Source organism: Mycobacterium sp. NPDC048908 (genome assembly GCF_043197955.1).
Classification (GTDB): Bacteria; Actinomycetota; Actinomycetes; order Mycobacteriales; family Mycobacteriaceae; genus Mycobacterium.
Genome location: NZ_JBICUE010000003.1, coordinates 144,023 through 158,456 on the forward strand (window position 1 = coordinate 144,023; position 14,434 = coordinate 158,456).

Here is a 14,434-nt window from a genome sequence, read left to right on the forward strand (position 1 = left end):
GCGTTTGTCAGCCATTGATCAGGTCGACGATGTGGCCGAAGTTCAGGTTTGATGCGAGCGCCGTGAGGTCTCCCTGCACAAGCCTGGCGGCCGCCTCTTGTGTAGCTCCGAGAGCGTGCGTATAAGGGTCGACGCCAAGGCTGATTCGACGCACACCGATCGCCTGCAGTTCCGCGAGTGTCGCGGCATCCCCAGGGCTGACTACGTTGACCGGCTTGGGGGCGACAGCATTGATGACTGCGCTAATCGAGGCGCGGTCAGGCAGATTGGGTGCGTAGAGGACGTCAGCTCCTGCCTCTGCGTATGCGGTAAGGCGGCGGATGGTGTCGTCGATGTCGGAAACGCCCCACACAAGGTTGTCCGTACGGCCGGTCAAGACGATCTGTCCGCGCGCAGCTGCGGCGGCCGCCTCGATGCGGCGAACCGCGTCATCGAATTCACGAATCGGCTTGGTGGGGTCGCCGGTGGTGTCCTCGACTCCGATGCCAGCCAGACCGTGGGCGATTGCTGCCTCGACGGTGGCCCGGACATCTTCGGGCGTCTCGCCGTAGCCGTCCTCGAAGTCGCCGTTGATCGGAAGTCCACTCACGGAGGTGAGTAAGGCGGCGTAACCGAGATGCTCGTCACGGCTGACGGCGTGGATGCCGTCGATGCGGCCAAGCGTTGCGGCGAGAACCGCGGAGGAGGTGGCGATGGATTTGAATCCGGCTTCCTTGAAGAGCAGGGCCGACGGCCCATCCCATGCGTTGGGCATGATGAATGTCGCAGGGCCACGGTGGAGTTCGGAGAACTCTTCGTAGCGTACCCGGGCGGCTATGTCATTCATGGCGGAGCTGTCCTTTCAGCGATGCGCGAAGTTCTGTCCAGTGGGTTAGGCGGTGCGAAAGACGCGGATGACGTACGCCGGCGATTCGGGGGTACCGTTCGACCCCGAAGCGGTCGCCGCCGCCTTCGGCGGTCGGGCGGTTGTTGTGCCGTCGGGTCATGACTGACTGGAAGTCGTTCATGCTCTTCACCAGAGCTTCTCGCGAACAGGGTGAATAGTCATCACCCTCGGCGCCTGTTCACCCGGGTGACTCCTGCGGGACCGACGGTCTTTGCGATGGGCTCGGCTCGTGCGGGTGCACCCGCGTCGCGGCCCACTGGACCGGTAATGAGAGCGCACTACGGGCCGACCGTGAGGTCTCGCTCCTCGTGGGGATTGTGGAGCAGGTCGACGGGTCACAGTGGGACGACCGGCCATTCGTTGTCGACGCGAGCCATGATGTTGAAGTAATTGGTCAGAGTGTTGAGCGCAAGGTTGGCCACGAGTTCTCCGATCTCTTCCTCGGTTACGCCGGCCAGACGGGCGGCGCTGATGTCGGCTTCGTCGACGTCGCCGAAGTTGGCAGCGATGGTGTTCGACAGTTTCAGAAGAGCGGCCACGTGTGGATCGTCAGATTCGCACCTGCGAGCCTTCGCCAGTTCGGCCGCATCAACCTTGTTTATGGTTGCGCCGATGTAGGTGTGCGACGACAGGCAGTACTCACATCCGTTGAATTGAGCGGAGGCGATGGCCAGACGCGCACGGGTGGCCGCTGGAATGGTTCCGCTGGCGACTGCGGTGAACAACGCGAGATAACTCTTGAGTAGAGTGGGGCTGTTTGCCATCACTTTCGTCATGTTCGGGATGGAGCCCAACGTCTTCCTTACCTGGTTCAAGAGGTCGGCGGCTTCGCCGTGCGCTGTATCGGGCTCGATAGGGGTGAAGTAGGCCATTGCGGGTTCCTGTCGTAGGGGATCGACGTCTAAAGGGCTTGACGGATAAATCGATTCGCTTCCATGCTCGCGAGCCCTTCGTTCCTGCCCTTCTGCAATATGTCGGCAAGTTCGGATTCCTCGGCGAGTAGCGGATTCCAGACCTGATTGACCGTTGGGTGTGGCGCGACGGCATGGCGCAGGAGACTGACCGGAACCTTCGCCACGATCGCTACGGTGGCTGCTTGAGCCAGTTCCGAGAACTGCGGGCCGACGAATGTCGCTCCGAGCAATGTGTCGGTCTCGGCGTCAATGACCAACTTCGCCCAGCCCTGGAAGCCATCCCTGTACAGCGCGAGGAATGCCACTGCGCCGGGGTAGTGGGCAGTTCGCGTGCGCACCGTGAATCCTTCATCCCGAGCCTGACTTTCGGTGAGGCCGACCCTGACCACCTGAGGCTCGGTGTGAATAACCTGCGCCAAACTGCCGCCATCACGGGCGATCAACTCGTTGTCGGACAGTTCTCGTCCCGCAACCCGAGCGGTGATGATGTCGGCCACAACAAGGCCGTGGTAGGTGGATATATGAGACAGCCGAGCACGCCCGGTGGTATCTCCCAACGCGTAAAGCCAGCCACCGTCGATGCCGACTGCTTGGAGATGGTTGTTCACGACGATGGGCTTGCCGCTGGGCAGGCCAACGTGCTCTAGCCCGATGTCGTCGGTGTTGACACACCGTCCGGCGGCCAGAACGATCTCGTCTACCTCGATGCTGCTGCCGGCGAAGGTTGCGGTGACGGGTCCGTCCGCCACAGGGCGCGCCACTGAGGACAACTCCGTCTGAAAGTGAACATCGACACCGCGACTTCGAAGTGACTGCGCAACGACCTCGCCGACTTCTGGTTCGCAGCCAAGGAGCAGGGCGTCCTCACGGACGAGAAGTGCTACGGCTGAGCCCAAACCGCTCAGTATGGTCGCGAACTCGACGCTGACAGGTCCGCCACCGACCACAAGGGCGCGAGGCGGCACTCGTGTCATGGTCGTCAAGTCCCGATTGGTCCAAGGACGCGCTTGCGTCAACCCGGGAATCTTCGGCACGTGAGGACGAGTGCCGGTGGCCACGACGACGGCGTGGCGTGCAGTCAAGACGGCTTCGGTGTCATCAGCATTCACCACACGCACCGTTCGTTCGCCGCTCAACCGGCCGAACCCATGAAACACCGCAACCCCAGCTTGACGCAGAGACGCTGTCCGGTCGTCGTCCGAAAGATGCTCGATGAGCTCATCCCGCTTCGCAAAAATGGCCGCAAGGTCGAGTTTGGCACCCGAAATAGCCTCGCGCACACCAGGAACTGCCTTTGCGAGATTGAGCACCTCGATCGGGCGAAGCAATGTCTTGCTCGGATTGCAGCCGAAGTAATGACACTCCCCTCCGATCAGACGATCCTCGACGAGTGCTACCTCGAGGCCGGTCGACGCAAGCCTTCGGACGGCGGCTATACCGCCGACACCGCCACCCAGGACGACCACGTCGAATGCTTTACCCGTCATATCTACCTTCGCTTCCGATGTTCATTGCGAACAGCGATGTCTGCCTGCGACTCGACGGATTGCAACGAACCGGCCTCATCTCGAACCCTGCCGGCCGACACATTGAGTCTCAGGCGAGATCCAGCGCAGGGGCGTATCGACCACAATGTCAGGGTCGTCATTGCGCACTGTCAGAATCCAGAGATGCGTTGGGCTCTATCGTGCCCATGCGCCATGTCGTCGTAATCGCGGTCGATGGTGATGCTCCTGACGTCCATCCGCGGACCTATCGAGTGGCCGCCTGCACCTGATGATCAACGCCTCACGATGTTGTTATCGGGACGTCTGGATCCTCAGTCTAAACTTATGAGGACTATATAGTCCACTGAAAGTCTTCCGCCGTCCGACCAACGCCTCGAATTGACTCCCGGTGAATCGAGCACGGGTTGCTCGAATCCTAGTGCGTAAGAGGAATATCGATGGTACGCGGAACATGGGAGTCGTCGTTGCCGGTGGCAGCCCACTTGATGGCTAATATTTTGCACGGTAGCGCGCGAAGAGTTTGACCGCGGAGACGAGGACGGCGCCTGATCTGTCGTCCGGATCACGGCCTATGGGCGTGGGCTCCCCCTACTGACGGTCCCCTTTGATGTCTTCGGTACTACACGGCGAACCCGGGTGAATTGGCTCGCCGGGTGATGACGACGTACACCCTGTCGGAGAACGCTGACGCAGGGGAGGACAAGTGCAGCCGACGATCTACCAGATCTGATTCGGGGGTTGCCTGACCGAGCGCTCGAGTCCGCACTGGAAGGGGTGCGCGCCTCAGGTCCGCGGCACGGTACAGTCGCGATCGGGCGGTTGGGGGCGGGTCTCGCCCTCAATGACCCACTCCGCGGCCCCTCGATCTACACACCGTCAAGTAGGCCGCCCCATCCATGCAATTTGCCGCCAACATCTCTGTCGGCAACGCTTGACCCGATGGCTATACGTACGTTTTAGTCCTCAAAGGTATTGCACTCAGCGCGAATTGAGTGCCTTCTCACACGGGGTTATCGACGGCGTTGATCCGAGTAACGTCGGAAAATGTGACTGCAATAGAACAACAATCCAACTACGAGATTGCTGACGCCGAGGCGTTCGGCAGCCGGATGCTCAGCGTTGTGAACGACGCGGCCGTTGCCCTGCTACTGAGCATCGGACACCAGACGGGTCTATTCGACCGCATGGCCGGCCTTCCGCCCTCTACTAGTGCTGAAATCGCCGCGGCTGCAGGGCTGAACGAGCGCTATGTCCGAGAGTGGCTGGGCGGCATGGTGTGTGCGTCGATCGTCGACTATGACTCGAACAGCCACACGTATCACTTGCCGGCCCACCACGTTCCCGCGTTGACACGCGCCGGTGGACCCGACAACGTCGCCAAAATGGCCCAGTACGTCGCGCTGTTGGGCGAGGTCGAGCAGCGCATTGTTGACTGTTTCCGCGACGGAGGCGGATTGCCGTACAGCGCATTTCCGCGCTTTCATGGGCTGCGAGCGGAGGAAAGCGGTGCCGTCTTCGACGCTGCGTTGATCGGCACGACTCTTCCGTTGGTCAACGGGCTAACAGAACGACTGCAGGCGGGCATCGAGGTCGCCGATTTCGGTTGCGGCAGCGGACATGCCATCAATGTGATGGCGCAGGCCTTCCCGGCGAGCACATTCACCGGATACGACTTCTCCGAGCAGGCTATGTCGACGGCCCGGAAAGAGGCTGCCGAACTGGGTCTATCCAATACGCGGTTCGTTGCGCAGGATCTTGCGGCCATACCTAAGGGCGACGCGTTCGACGCCGTTGTGGTGTTCGATGCTATCCATGACCAAGTCCACCCGGACAAGGTGCTGGCTAATATTTACCGCGCGCTGCGGACCGGTGGTGACCTACTGATGGTCGATATCAAAGCGTCGTCGGACTTGGCGCAGAACCGTCAGCTTCCATGGGCTACCTGGCTCTACACCATATCGACGATGCACTGCATGACAGTTTCGTTATCGGCCGGCGGTGCCGGGCTAGGCACAATGTGGGGCCACGAATTAGCCACCTCCATGCTCGCAGATGCCGGCTTCACCGATGTCCACATCGCAGAGGTCGACACCGACCCCTTCAACAACTACTACATAGCCCACAAATGAAGTGAGGACCGCAACCGCAACACACGACGAGGCGTGAGCTGATGCGCGAGTCGGCGGTGTGAAGTACTACGTAAGTACCGTATTCCTCCGTCTCCAGGGACGTTTTAAAGGTAGGCCGCCGCCGACGAGATCGGCTTTCACGGTTTGGCAATTGCCGATCACGTGGTCAACATAAAGCAAATTTCTTCGCGGTACCCATACACCGGTGACGGCTGCCGCCGATGGCAGCCTTTCACGGAGTGGCCCGACCCGTGGGTGATGATCGGCGCATTGGCCCAGGTGGCGCCGCGATTACGCTTCGCGACGACCGTCTACATCGCCGCGATGCGTAATCCTTATGTGGCCGCCAAAGCCATTGGAACTGCCGCGCTGCTGTCCGGCGGACGGGTTGACCGCAGCGCCTTGGTCTGGGCGGAGCGTCACGAACCTGGTCAACCTGGGCTCTACCCAGCCTTCAGTCCTCGACACTTTCGCCCGCGCTCCGCGGCTGCCAGCCCGCCAGCAGGCGTTCCATGTCGGTCACGCCTTCATCGAATACGTCTCGGCGAGCTCTCGGACCACACGCCTGCAACAGCCGGGCGAAGTCCTGGGCGGCTTTGGTGATCCGCTCGGACAGCCCGGCCGACCCTTGCTGAGCGCCGAAGTCGTCGGTGGCGGCGTACACACCCGTGGGCGACACGACCGCATGCAGGTAGGAAAACATCGGCCGCAGTGCATGTTCCAGCACCAGGGAATGTCGCTCGGTACCGCCGGTCGCTGCGATCAACACTGGCATGTCCGAGAGCGTTTCCTCTGGCAGCACGTCGAAGAACGACTTGAACAGCCCGCTATAGGAGGCGTTGAAAGCCGGGCTCACCGCGATCACCCCGTCGGCGTCAGCGATTGCCGCAAAGGCGGATTCCAGTTCAGGAGAGGCGAATCCGGTCAGCATTGCATCGATGATCGGCCGGGCGAGCGGGCGCAACTCGATCACGGAAGCATCGGTGGCCAGGTTCTGGTCACTCAACGCTGCCGTGACTGCCGCGGTGATTCGGTCGGCCAGCAGCCTGGTCGACGACGGTTCACGCAACCCGCCGCTGATCACCGTCAACTTCGTCATGACTGGACTTCCTCGCCGCTGGCCGCCGCCTGCACCAGCGCTGCATGGGTAGGGGCGTCGGGCACATGGTCCGGTCGACCGACGGCAAATTCCTTGCGCAGCACTGGAATTACGTGTTCTCCGAGAAGATCGAGTTGCTCCAACACCACTTTCAACGGCAGCCCGGCATGATCGATGAGGAACAACTGCCGCTGATAGTCACCGGCGTATTCCCTGAAGCCGAGCGTCCGGTCGATCACCTGCTGCGGCGAACCGACGGTCAACGGGGTCTGCGCGGTGAACTCCTCCAGACTCGGGCCATGCCCGTAGACCGGTGCGTTGTCGAAATAGGGCCGGAACTCGGCGACGGCGTCCTGACTGTTCGGCCGCATGAAGACCTGTCCGCCGAGACCGACGATCGCCTGATCGGCGGTGCCATGTCCATAGTGCTCGAACCGCTGCCGATACAACTGCACCATCCGTTTGGTGTGCAACGGAGGCCAGAAGATGTGGTTGGCGAAAAAACCATCGCCGTAGAACGCGGCCAATTCGGCCACCTCGGGTGTTCGGATGGAACCGTGCCAGACGAACGGCGGGACGCCGTCGAGCGGTCGCGGTGCCAGCGTGAAGCCTTGCAGCGACGTGCGGTACTCCCCGCTCCAATCGACGACCGTCTCTCGCCACAGTCGCCGCAGCAGCCCGTAATGCTCGACGGTCAACGGGATCGCCGCACGGATGTCCTGACCGAACCACGGGTAGACCGGCCCGGTGTTGCCGCGGCCAAGCATCACGTCCACCCGGCCACCGGACAGATGCTGCAGCACACTGAAATCCTCGGCGATTTTCACAGGATCGTTCGTGGTGATCAATGTGGTCGAGGTGGAAAGGATTATCCGCTCGGTCTGCGCCGCGATGTAGCCCAACAGAGTGGTCGGCGACGACGGCACGAACGGCGGGTTGTGGTGCTCACCGGTGGCGAACACGTCGAGGCCCACCTCTTCGGCCTTCTTCGCGATCTCGACGGTGGCCCTGATGCGCTCGGCTTCGGTGGGCGTGTCACCCGTCGTCGGGTCGCCGGTGACGTCTCCGACCGTGAAGATCCCGAACTGCATGCCTGACAAAACGCCCCTGGGCCCATTTTCGATGCGACGCATCCGACGGCAACGCGGCCGCGGTGCCAGCACGACGTTACGCCTGGCTCATTGGGCGCGGGAGTCGTTGACTGAACGAGCGCTGATGACTAGCGGGCCCGGCCCAGCCGCCACTTGGTCTTCTTCGGCGGGTGGTACAGCTCGTGCGTCCAGGCGTCCATCATGTCCTCGGCCTCGCCGCTGACCGGGTTGTTGGTCACCTGCCAGCCCAGACTCTCGATCTGGGTCGTGCACCACCGAATCAACGAGCCGTCGGCTCCGATCTCCTGCGCGAGCAGAACCCGCTCGTCGGAGTCCAGCTTGTCGCTGAACGCGTCCATGCAGTTCTTCACGCGCCAATAGGGCACGGCGTCGTCGAACTGCCGGCACAGCTCCAGGAATTCCTTGCGAGCCCGCTCGAGGAACGGCGTCAGCGGTGTGTAGGTGGGATCTCCGCTGGCGCGCACCTGATCGCCCGCATCGCCCGCTTGCCGTTCGGGGTCGGTCAGCTCGCGGTATTTGATGCGCAGCTCGTCGAGTTCGGCCGTGGCTGCCTCAGCAGTCTCGCGCCACCATCTGAGGTGATACTCGACCAGCCTGGCCTCGCAGTCAACGCACACCGAAGCTGGTTGGTCCGTCGGATCCAGCTGGGCCGGATTGTCGAGCGCCAACCCGCACAGCGCGTGGTCATCGCGACGGTTGAGGTAGTCCTGATGGTGCACTACCGGCGAGGATGCGTCCTGCAGGTAGGTGTGGGGTGGTTCCACACCGCGAACCTAACCCACGGGCACCACGGTCTTCACCGGTTCCGTCGAATGTCCGGCCGCTCAATCGAATTCGGTCAGGGCTGTACCGCCGCAGGTGGCCCTGGCGCCACCCCCGCCGCCGCAGGTCGTAGCCGGGCGATGATCCCGTCGAGATCAAGGCGGAACATCTCGGGACGGAAGACGTGGCCGCCGGGCACCTCGTGCGGTTCATACGGGATGCCTGCCGCTCTGAGCCGATCGCCGAACTCCCGCTGGCCCGCCAGCACCTGCGTCTCGTTCACGCTGTCGAACCAGTTGAGCGGGTCAGGACTGGTGCCGGCGACCAGAAATATCCGCTTGTTGCGGTAGCTTTCAATGCGCTCGACGGGATTGTCCGCACTGACCCTGGCCTGGTCCCACAGCGGGGCGCCGTAGACGGTGCCACCCGCCAGGTCCAAGACCGCCGAGGTGATGTTGGCCCAATGCACCACCAGGCCGAAGTCACGCCGCAGGCTGGCCGGGCCGGAGTGCGCGCTGACCGAAGCGAAGTGGCCGTAATACTTGGCCGCATACTTAAGCGCTCCGAAGCCGCCCATCGAGAACCCGCCCACCGCACGGCCGTCGTACTCGGCATAGGTCCGGAAGTTCGCCTCGATCCACGGAAGCAGCTGAGCGATGTGGAACGTCTCCCAGTTCCGCGGGCCGACGAATGAGCTGACCGGGTTGGAGTACCACCCTGCGTGCCCGCCGTCGGGCATCACCACGATGATCGGCTTCCCGGCGGTCCACTCGCGAATGCCGAGGAAGTCGAACTGACGGAAATCGTCGGCGCCGCCGTGAAACATATAGAGGACGGGATAGGTGCGACCGCTGGTGCGGTAGTCATCCGGAAGCAGCACGTTGACACCGGGATTCCAGCCGATCGCTGCGGTCTGGAAGCGGTAGTACCACAACCTGGGATCGTTCTCGTTTCGGTCCACGATCCGCAGGCCGAACCCGTCGCTGCGCCCCACGAAGATGATCAGCTTCTGCCCGACGTTGATGACAGCGGGGTCGGTGATTCTGTTGACGGCCGCGATCGGCGGATAGAACGCCGTGTCACCGTAGTAGCGCATCGCCAAGGCTGCCAAGGTGTCGCCAGCAGCCACGGTGTGCTTGGTGAGGTCCGGGATGATGAGCCGTTGGCCGGCGCTGACGGGGCCGGACTCGGCGATTCCGCTCGCGCCCGCGATCAGCCAGTCCAGTTCGGCGTCACCGTAGAACCTCGAAGCCAACGCCGACAACGTGTCCCCAGCGACCACCGTGTACCTGGTGAAGTCGGGCATCACCAATCGTTGCCCGACATTGATCAGGTTGGGATTCGGGATCCCGTTGGCGGTGGCGATCAGCCGATACAGTTCCGCGTCGCCATAGAAGCGCAAAGCCAACGACGACAACGTTTCTCCCGCGACGACCGTATGCGTTCTGACCATTTCTTGGCTCCCTCTGCCGCACGGTATGGATGCCGGGTCCCCGTAGTCGAAATCCTATCCGCATCCATGGGAATCGGTCAGCGATTCCGGGCGCGACGTCGCACGACCGAAGACAAATCCCGATCCTGATCCCTCGCGTACAGAGCGACCACACGCAATGTTCCTTCTGCGCAGTCATCTTCAAGATGAGAGGTGGCTGCAGGTCTAATTCTCGCCTTGTTGGCGTTTGCTTGACCCACGCCAGCGAACGCCGGTGGTTGTCTCGAAGTGCTTGAGATACAACGGTTTTGTCAGCGCCCCCGAGGCGAGGTGTTCGTCGGATACGCTCGCCGATGAGGCCACCGCGATCGAAGAGAGGAATGTCGTGGCTCAGACAGGACCGTGGACCGGCGACCCGGTCTGGCTTGCAGACGTGCTCCGCGCCGAGAACGTCAGGCTAGTCGAGTATCCCGGGTGGCGCGACCGTGGGCACGGCGACTTCAAGGACATTCGCGGCGTGATGGTGCACCACACCGGATCGGACAACGCCACTGCGGCCTCTATCGCCAACGGCAGGCCAGACCTGCCCGGGCCGTTGTCACAACTGCACATTGCCCGTGACGGTACAGTGACGGTCGTCGCGGTCGGTGTCGCATGGCATGCCGGTGTCGGGATGTATCCGTGGCTGCCGACAAACATGGCCAACTGGCACATGATCGGCATCGAATGCGCCAACAGCGGCACCAGTCCCACCGCACCACACCGGACGAATTGGCCCGACGCGCAGTACGACGCGTTGGTTAGCTGCTGCGCAGCGATCAATTGCCGCTTGGCGCAGAACTCCAGCCGAACGATCGGCCACAAGGAGTACGCCGGTCGCTCACAAGGCAAATGGGATCCCGGCGCCATCGACATGGACATCCTGCGCAGCGACGTGCAAGCCCGGATCGGCACCGTTGCCGACCCTGCGCCCACGCCAAGACCCCCGGTGCCGGTCGGCGAGTACGCCCACGTCCTGCTGTTTCGGGGCTCCGAAGGGCCGCAAGTCGCCGAGTTGCAGCGCCAGCTCAAGGAAAGCTATCCGGAGTACGCCGGACAACTCGACGTGGACGGAATCTATGGCCCGCAAACTGAGGCGGCGGTCAAGGAGTTTCAGCGGCGCACCGGCGGCTTGAAAGTCGACGGCATCGTCGGCCCCCTCACGGCGGCTGCCCTCAGGTTGAGATGGGTGCCACCGGCCCAGGCGCTGCTGCTGGCCGACGCCGAAACGGGCTGACTCACCACCAGTAATGCGGGTACTTCGCCCGGTTGATCTTGTTGCCCACCACGCCGACGGCGACCAGAATGGTTGCGGCAGTGCCGATCAGGAGCACGAATTCCCACCGCGGTATTGCGGGCGCGACCCCGATCATCGCCGTCGCCGCGGCCGGCGAATGCGACATCCGGATCACCTTCATGACACCGAGGGCAAGCGCGCCCGCAAGCGCACCACCCCACAACGCGTCGATGCCGATGATGCCGACGACGACCCCGACGACCGCGGCCGCCATGTGCCCGCCAATCACATTGCGCGGCTGTGACAGCGGGAAATGCGCGCCGCCGATCACCAAAGCCATGCTGGCGGCCAGGGGCGGAATGAGCCACGGCTCGCGGGTCAACGCGGTCAGACCGGCGACAATTCCGAGCGCCACCAGACTGATGATCGTCTCGACCGCGATGACGAGGAGTTTCTGCCTTGGCGGCGCTGAACTCACATACCAGGGGGAACTGGTCGGGGCTGGCGCCTCGGCCTGCGTCACTGAAACCTCCCGAATGGTCAAGCCATCCCGGAGAAAGCTAGGTTGCCCGTTTACCTCCTCGCAACATTTCCGCGATTCACGCTAGTTATCAAGCGGGACAACGGATATCGAGGGGCCGTGCGTTCAATTTGCCGTTACCTGCCCCGCTGTTGATTCATGCACGTTATCGTCACCTGTCGCGGCGCCGAACCTGTGATCGGAGGGAACTGCGTCAGCGGTAGCCCACCCGGCCAGCAACTCATCGAACTCGTCGTCGACGGACTTCTGGCGCACCTCGAGGATGCGCGCCGCTTCGGCGACCAGCGCGATGGCCACGAACTGGGCCGCTCCTAACGCCAGCAGCGGCCACACCGCGCCCAACACCGCGATCACCCGGAAACGTTGACTACCCGCGAAGAGGGTCAGTCCGATCGACGTGGCGGTCCAGCCGATCAGATAGCTGCACAGAACTGTTTGGATCACGTTTCGGGCTCCTTGCTAGCCGCCGGTGCGGCCCAATGCCGCCCAGTGTGAAACCGGCCCCTTGAGAATTCCTTGGCGGCGGCCGACGCCGGTCACGGCCATTTGCTGGATAACACCCTCGCAAACATCCGGCCCGTAAATTTTCGTTGATTTTCGTACATTCGTCCTTGATTCGTGCAAGAGTGTTGCGCGGGTCGGGGATGCATCAAAAGCTTAGGGGAGAAAATTGGGTGCATCCGCTTATGTAGGCCGCGTCGGCGGCCTGGCTGTCGCTCTAGGGGTGGGCGTAGCCATAGCTACCGGTCAAGGGGTTGCTTCGGCAAGCCCGACGGACTCGGATTCGCCGCCGTCAGACACCTCGGCGTCCGCTGACGCGGGTGCTGGCGCGTCCGCGCCTGCCAAGAAGTCGACAACGAAGCCGACATCAACCATTAAAACCGACCCCGCAGAACCACGTGGTGAGAACGAGAGCACCGCCGACACCAAGAGCACCGCCGACGCTGAACCCAACGCCGACACCGAGGTGACGCCGACCGCCGAGCCCGAAACCGAGGCCGACGAACCGGAAGCGAAGTCCCACGACGATGCCGCACCGGCGCGTAAGTCGACGAAGCCCAAGAGCGCCGAAACGCGCGTCGTGAAGAAGCCGGCTGCCGGACTGTCGAAGATTTCGTCGGTGAATGAGGTGACGACCACGTCGGCCGCCGACGCGCCCGCCGCTGTCACGCGCACCACCGCCGACAACCCGCCCGCCGCGCAACGCGTCATGCTCGCGGTTGAGCCAACGCAGCCGCAGGAAGTCGCGGTCGTCGCGATCCAGAAGACCGAGACTGTCCGGGCAATCGCGCCGCAGCCGTCGACGGTGCAGCGAACGCTGTCGGGCATCGTGTCTCGGCTGTTGTCGGCGGTCGGTCTGGGCTCGCTGGCGGCCAACGCGCCAGGCAGCCCGAGTTGGTCACCACTGGGGCTGGCGCTGCTGGCGTTGGGGGTGCGCCGGGAAACCGAGCAGACATTCGACGTCGCGGCCACCGGGACGACAACGACCGGAACACCGGTGGCCGCATTGGCGTTGGTGCCGACCGCGGTGGTGACGACGACGGACCCAGGGACTACGCGCACACCTGTATGGGTAAGCGGCAACACACAATTCATCGAGTACGTGACCGGTGCTGGAAACCTCAATGACACGCAGAGGCGGTTCGGCATCGGCGGCACTGACCTCGGCATCATGTGGGACAACGGGATCAAAGACGATCCGACGACCGCCGTCAACGAACACCAGGTGTTGATGGCGTTCGGTGACACGTTCAGCAACAGCTTCCCCGTGCGCTCCGGAATCTGGCGGATGAACACCATGTTCCGTAGCACGGACACGAATCTGGCCAACGGGATGTACATTCCCGACGGCATTCAGCATGACCCAGGCATGTACAGCGGTTCACCGATGTCGGATCCCAACTTCTCGCGAGAGATCATCGGCCATCCGCCGTATGCCATCGGCCCGGAAGTCACGATCATCCCCACCGCGGCCATCTCGGTTCCCGGCGCCGGCGCCAACGGCGCAACCAGGCAGTACATCAGCTTCATGTCCGTCAGGTCGTGGGATACGCCGGGAAGCTGGACGACGAATTACTCGGGCATCGCGTATTCCGATGACAACGGGCAGAATTGGCGATCCGAACTGGTGCCGACGTCGTCGATCCGGACCGCCGCGTCCGGCCGCTCGACGGTGCCATACGTCTCGGGTAATCAGAACTTCCAGCAGAACGCGTTCGTCAAACCGCCGGAGGGGTCGCAGGAAGCCGCAGAGGGCTGGGTGTACATGTACGGCACGCCGTCCGGTCGCAATGGCACCGTGTACGTGTCGCGGGTCAACCAGTACCAAGTGATGGATCAAACGAAGTACCAGTACTGGAACGGGTCCTCATGGGTGGCGAACAAGCCGTCGGCTGCGAAGCCGGTCTTGCCGGGGACGACCACCAGCTTCTTCGGTTTCTTCAAGTCGACCACGTATCCCAGTGCCGGCGAGATGTCGGTGCAGTACAACCCGTACCTGCAGAAGTACGTCATGGTGTACGCCGACAAGAACAACAACGTCGTGATGCGCACATCGACTACGCCGCAAGGGACTTGGTCGGCGCCGAAAACACTGGTGACGTCGACGAAGATGCCTGGCTTGTACGCTCCGATGATCCATCCGTGGTCCGGCACCACTAATCTGCCTCAGTCAGAGGCCCAGTACCTGTACTGGAACCTGTCGACCTGGGGTGACTACGAGGTGAGGCTGATGCGCACGGATCTGACCAAGGTGTAGTCGGCGCTACCGCTTAC

Annotated in this window: 13 protein-coding genes and 1 pseudogene; 4 read left to right on the forward strand and 10 right to left on the reverse strand. The window is 62.8% G+C overall.

Annotated features, from left to right (window positions below; all coding sequences use genetic code 11):
• Positions 1-7: 7 nt before the first annotated feature.
• The 3 genes from ACGFK1_RS09560 to ACGFK1_RS09570 form a co-directional block, all read right to left on the reverse strand.
• Positions 8-826: an isocitrate lyase/phosphoenolpyruvate mutase family protein gene (locus ACGFK1_RS09560; RefSeq protein WP_393428024.1), complete on the reverse strand. Its 819-nt coding sequence runs from the start codon at positions 824-826 to the stop codon at positions 8-10.
• 395 nt (positions 827-1,221) lie between these two features.
• Positions 1,222-1,758 carry a carboxymuconolactone decarboxylase family protein gene (locus tag ACGFK1_RS09565; protein WP_393428025.1) on the reverse strand — a complete coding sequence of 179 codons (537 nt, stop codon included), beginning with the start codon at positions 1,756-1,758 and terminating at the stop codon, positions 1,222-1,224.
• A gap of 29 nt (positions 1,759-1,787) precedes the next feature.
• Positions 1,788-3,287 (reverse strand): dihydrolipoyl dehydrogenase family protein, encoded by a 1,500-nt coding sequence (locus ACGFK1_RS09570; RefSeq protein WP_393428026.1) that lies wholly within the window; start codon positions 3,285-3,287, stop codon positions 1,788-1,790.
• A 1,130-nt stretch (positions 3,288-4,417) separates the two neighbouring features.
• Here ACGFK1_RS09570 and ACGFK1_RS09575 point away from each other — a divergent pair.
• Together ACGFK1_RS09575 and ACGFK1_RS09580 are read left to right on the forward strand one after the other, a co-directional pair.
• Positions 4,418-5,437 (forward strand): class I SAM-dependent methyltransferase, encoded by a 1,020-nt coding sequence (locus ACGFK1_RS09575; protein WP_393428452.1) that lies wholly within the window; start codon positions 4,418-4,420, stop codon positions 5,435-5,437.
• Positions 5,438-5,495: 58 nt separating this feature from the next.
• Positions 5,496-5,830, forward strand: a pseudogene (locus tag ACGFK1_RS09580) (LLM class flavin-dependent oxidoreductase); the annotation flags it as partial.
• Positions 5,831-5,891: 61 nt separating this feature from the next.
• On the opposite strand, the gene ACGFK1_RS09585 reads toward ACGFK1_RS09580, so the two are convergent.
• The 4 genes from ACGFK1_RS09585 to ACGFK1_RS09600 all read right to left on the reverse strand — a co-directional run bounded on the left by ACGFK1_RS09585 (position 5,892) and on the right by ACGFK1_RS09600 (position 9,863).
• Complete coding sequence (locus ACGFK1_RS09585; RefSeq protein ID WP_393428027.1) at positions 5,892-6,536, reverse strand: FMN reductase; 645 nt, start codon at positions 6,534-6,536, stop codon at positions 5,892-5,894.
• On the reverse strand, positions 6,533-7,627 hold the full coding sequence (locus ACGFK1_RS09590) for an LLM class flavin-dependent oxidoreductase (RefSeq protein WP_393428028.1): 1,095 nt from the start codon (positions 7,625-7,627) through the stop codon (positions 6,533-6,535). Before ACGFK1_RS09590 ends, ACGFK1_RS09585 begins: the two co-directional genes overlap by 4 nt.
• A gap of 128 nt (positions 7,628-7,755) precedes the next feature.
• A complete protein-coding gene (locus ACGFK1_RS09595; RefSeq protein WP_393428029.1) occupies positions 7,756-8,412 on the reverse strand; it encodes a hypothetical protein in 657 nt (218 codons plus the stop codon).
• A 74-nt stretch (positions 8,413-8,486) separates the two neighbouring features.
• A complete protein-coding gene (locus ACGFK1_RS09600; RefSeq protein WP_393428030.1) occupies positions 8,487-9,863 on the reverse strand; it encodes an alpha/beta hydrolase-fold protein in 1,377 nt (458 codons plus the stop codon).
• A gap of 364 nt (positions 9,864-10,227) precedes the next feature.
• Between ACGFK1_RS09600 and ACGFK1_RS09605 the strand changes: the two genes are divergently transcribed.
• Complete coding sequence (locus tag ACGFK1_RS09605) at positions 10,228-11,118, forward strand: N-acetylmuramoyl-L-alanine amidase (RefSeq protein WP_393428031.1); 891 nt, start codon at positions 10,228-10,230, stop codon at positions 11,116-11,118.
• Between the two features lies 1 nt (position 11,119).
• On the opposite strand, the gene ACGFK1_RS09610 is transcribed toward ACGFK1_RS09605, so the two are convergent.
• From ACGFK1_RS09610 to ACGFK1_RS09620, 3 genes are all read right to left on the reverse strand, one after another.
• Positions 11,120-11,641, reverse strand: coding sequence for an HPP family protein (locus ACGFK1_RS09610; RefSeq protein ID WP_393428032.1), 522 nt, complete (start codon positions 11,639-11,641; stop codon positions 11,120-11,122).
• A gap of 123 nt (positions 11,642-11,764) precedes the next feature.
• The gene (locus ACGFK1_RS09615) at positions 11,765-12,103 is read right to left on the reverse strand and encodes a hypothetical protein (protein WP_393428033.1); all 339 of its coding nucleotides are present in this window, start codon (positions 12,101-12,103) and stop codon (positions 11,765-11,767) included.
• Between the two features lie 303 nt (positions 12,104-12,406).
• Positions 12,407-12,829, reverse strand: coding sequence for a hypothetical protein (locus ACGFK1_RS09620; protein ID WP_393428034.1), 423 nt, complete (start codon positions 12,827-12,829; stop codon positions 12,407-12,409).
• Here ACGFK1_RS09620 and ACGFK1_RS09625 point away from each other — a divergent pair.
• Positions 12,789-14,417 carry a DUF4185 domain-containing protein gene (locus ACGFK1_RS09625; protein ID WP_393428035.1) on the forward strand — a complete coding sequence of 543 codons (1,629 nt, stop codon included), beginning with the start codon at positions 12,789-12,791 and terminating at the stop codon, positions 14,415-14,417. The genes ACGFK1_RS09620 and ACGFK1_RS09625 overlap by 41 nt on opposite strands.
• Positions 14,418-14,434: the final 17 nt, after the last annotated feature.

Excerpts from the sequence above, each read along its gene's own strand:
- ACGFK1_RS09560 (WP_393428024.1), bottom strand. The coding sequence starts at position 826 with ATGAATGACATAGCCGCCCGGGTACGCTACGAAGAGTTCTCCGAACTC.
- ACGFK1_RS09565 (WP_393428025.1), bottom strand. The coding sequence starts at position 1,758 with ATGGCCTACTTCACCCCTATCGAGCCCGATACAGCGCACGGCGAAGCC.
- ACGFK1_RS09570 (WP_393428026.1), bottom strand. The coding sequence starts at position 3,287 with ATGACGGGTAAAGCATTCGACGTGGTCGTCCTGGGTGGCGGTGTCGGC.
- ACGFK1_RS09575 (WP_393428452.1), top strand. The coding sequence starts at position 4,418 with ATGCTCAGCGTTGTGAACGACGCGGCCGTTGCCCTGCTACTGAGCATC.
- ACGFK1_RS09585 (WP_393428027.1), bottom strand. The coding sequence starts at position 6,536 with ATGACGAAGTTGACGGTGATCAGCGGCGGGTTGCGTGAACCGTCGTCG.
- ACGFK1_RS09590 (WP_393428028.1), bottom strand. The coding sequence starts at position 7,627 with ATGCAGTTCGGGATCTTCACGGTCGGAGACGTCACCGGCGACCCGACG.
- ACGFK1_RS09600 (WP_393428030.1), bottom strand. The coding sequence starts at position 9,863 with ATGGTCAGAACGCATACGGTCGTCGCGGGAGAAACGTTGTCGTCGTTG.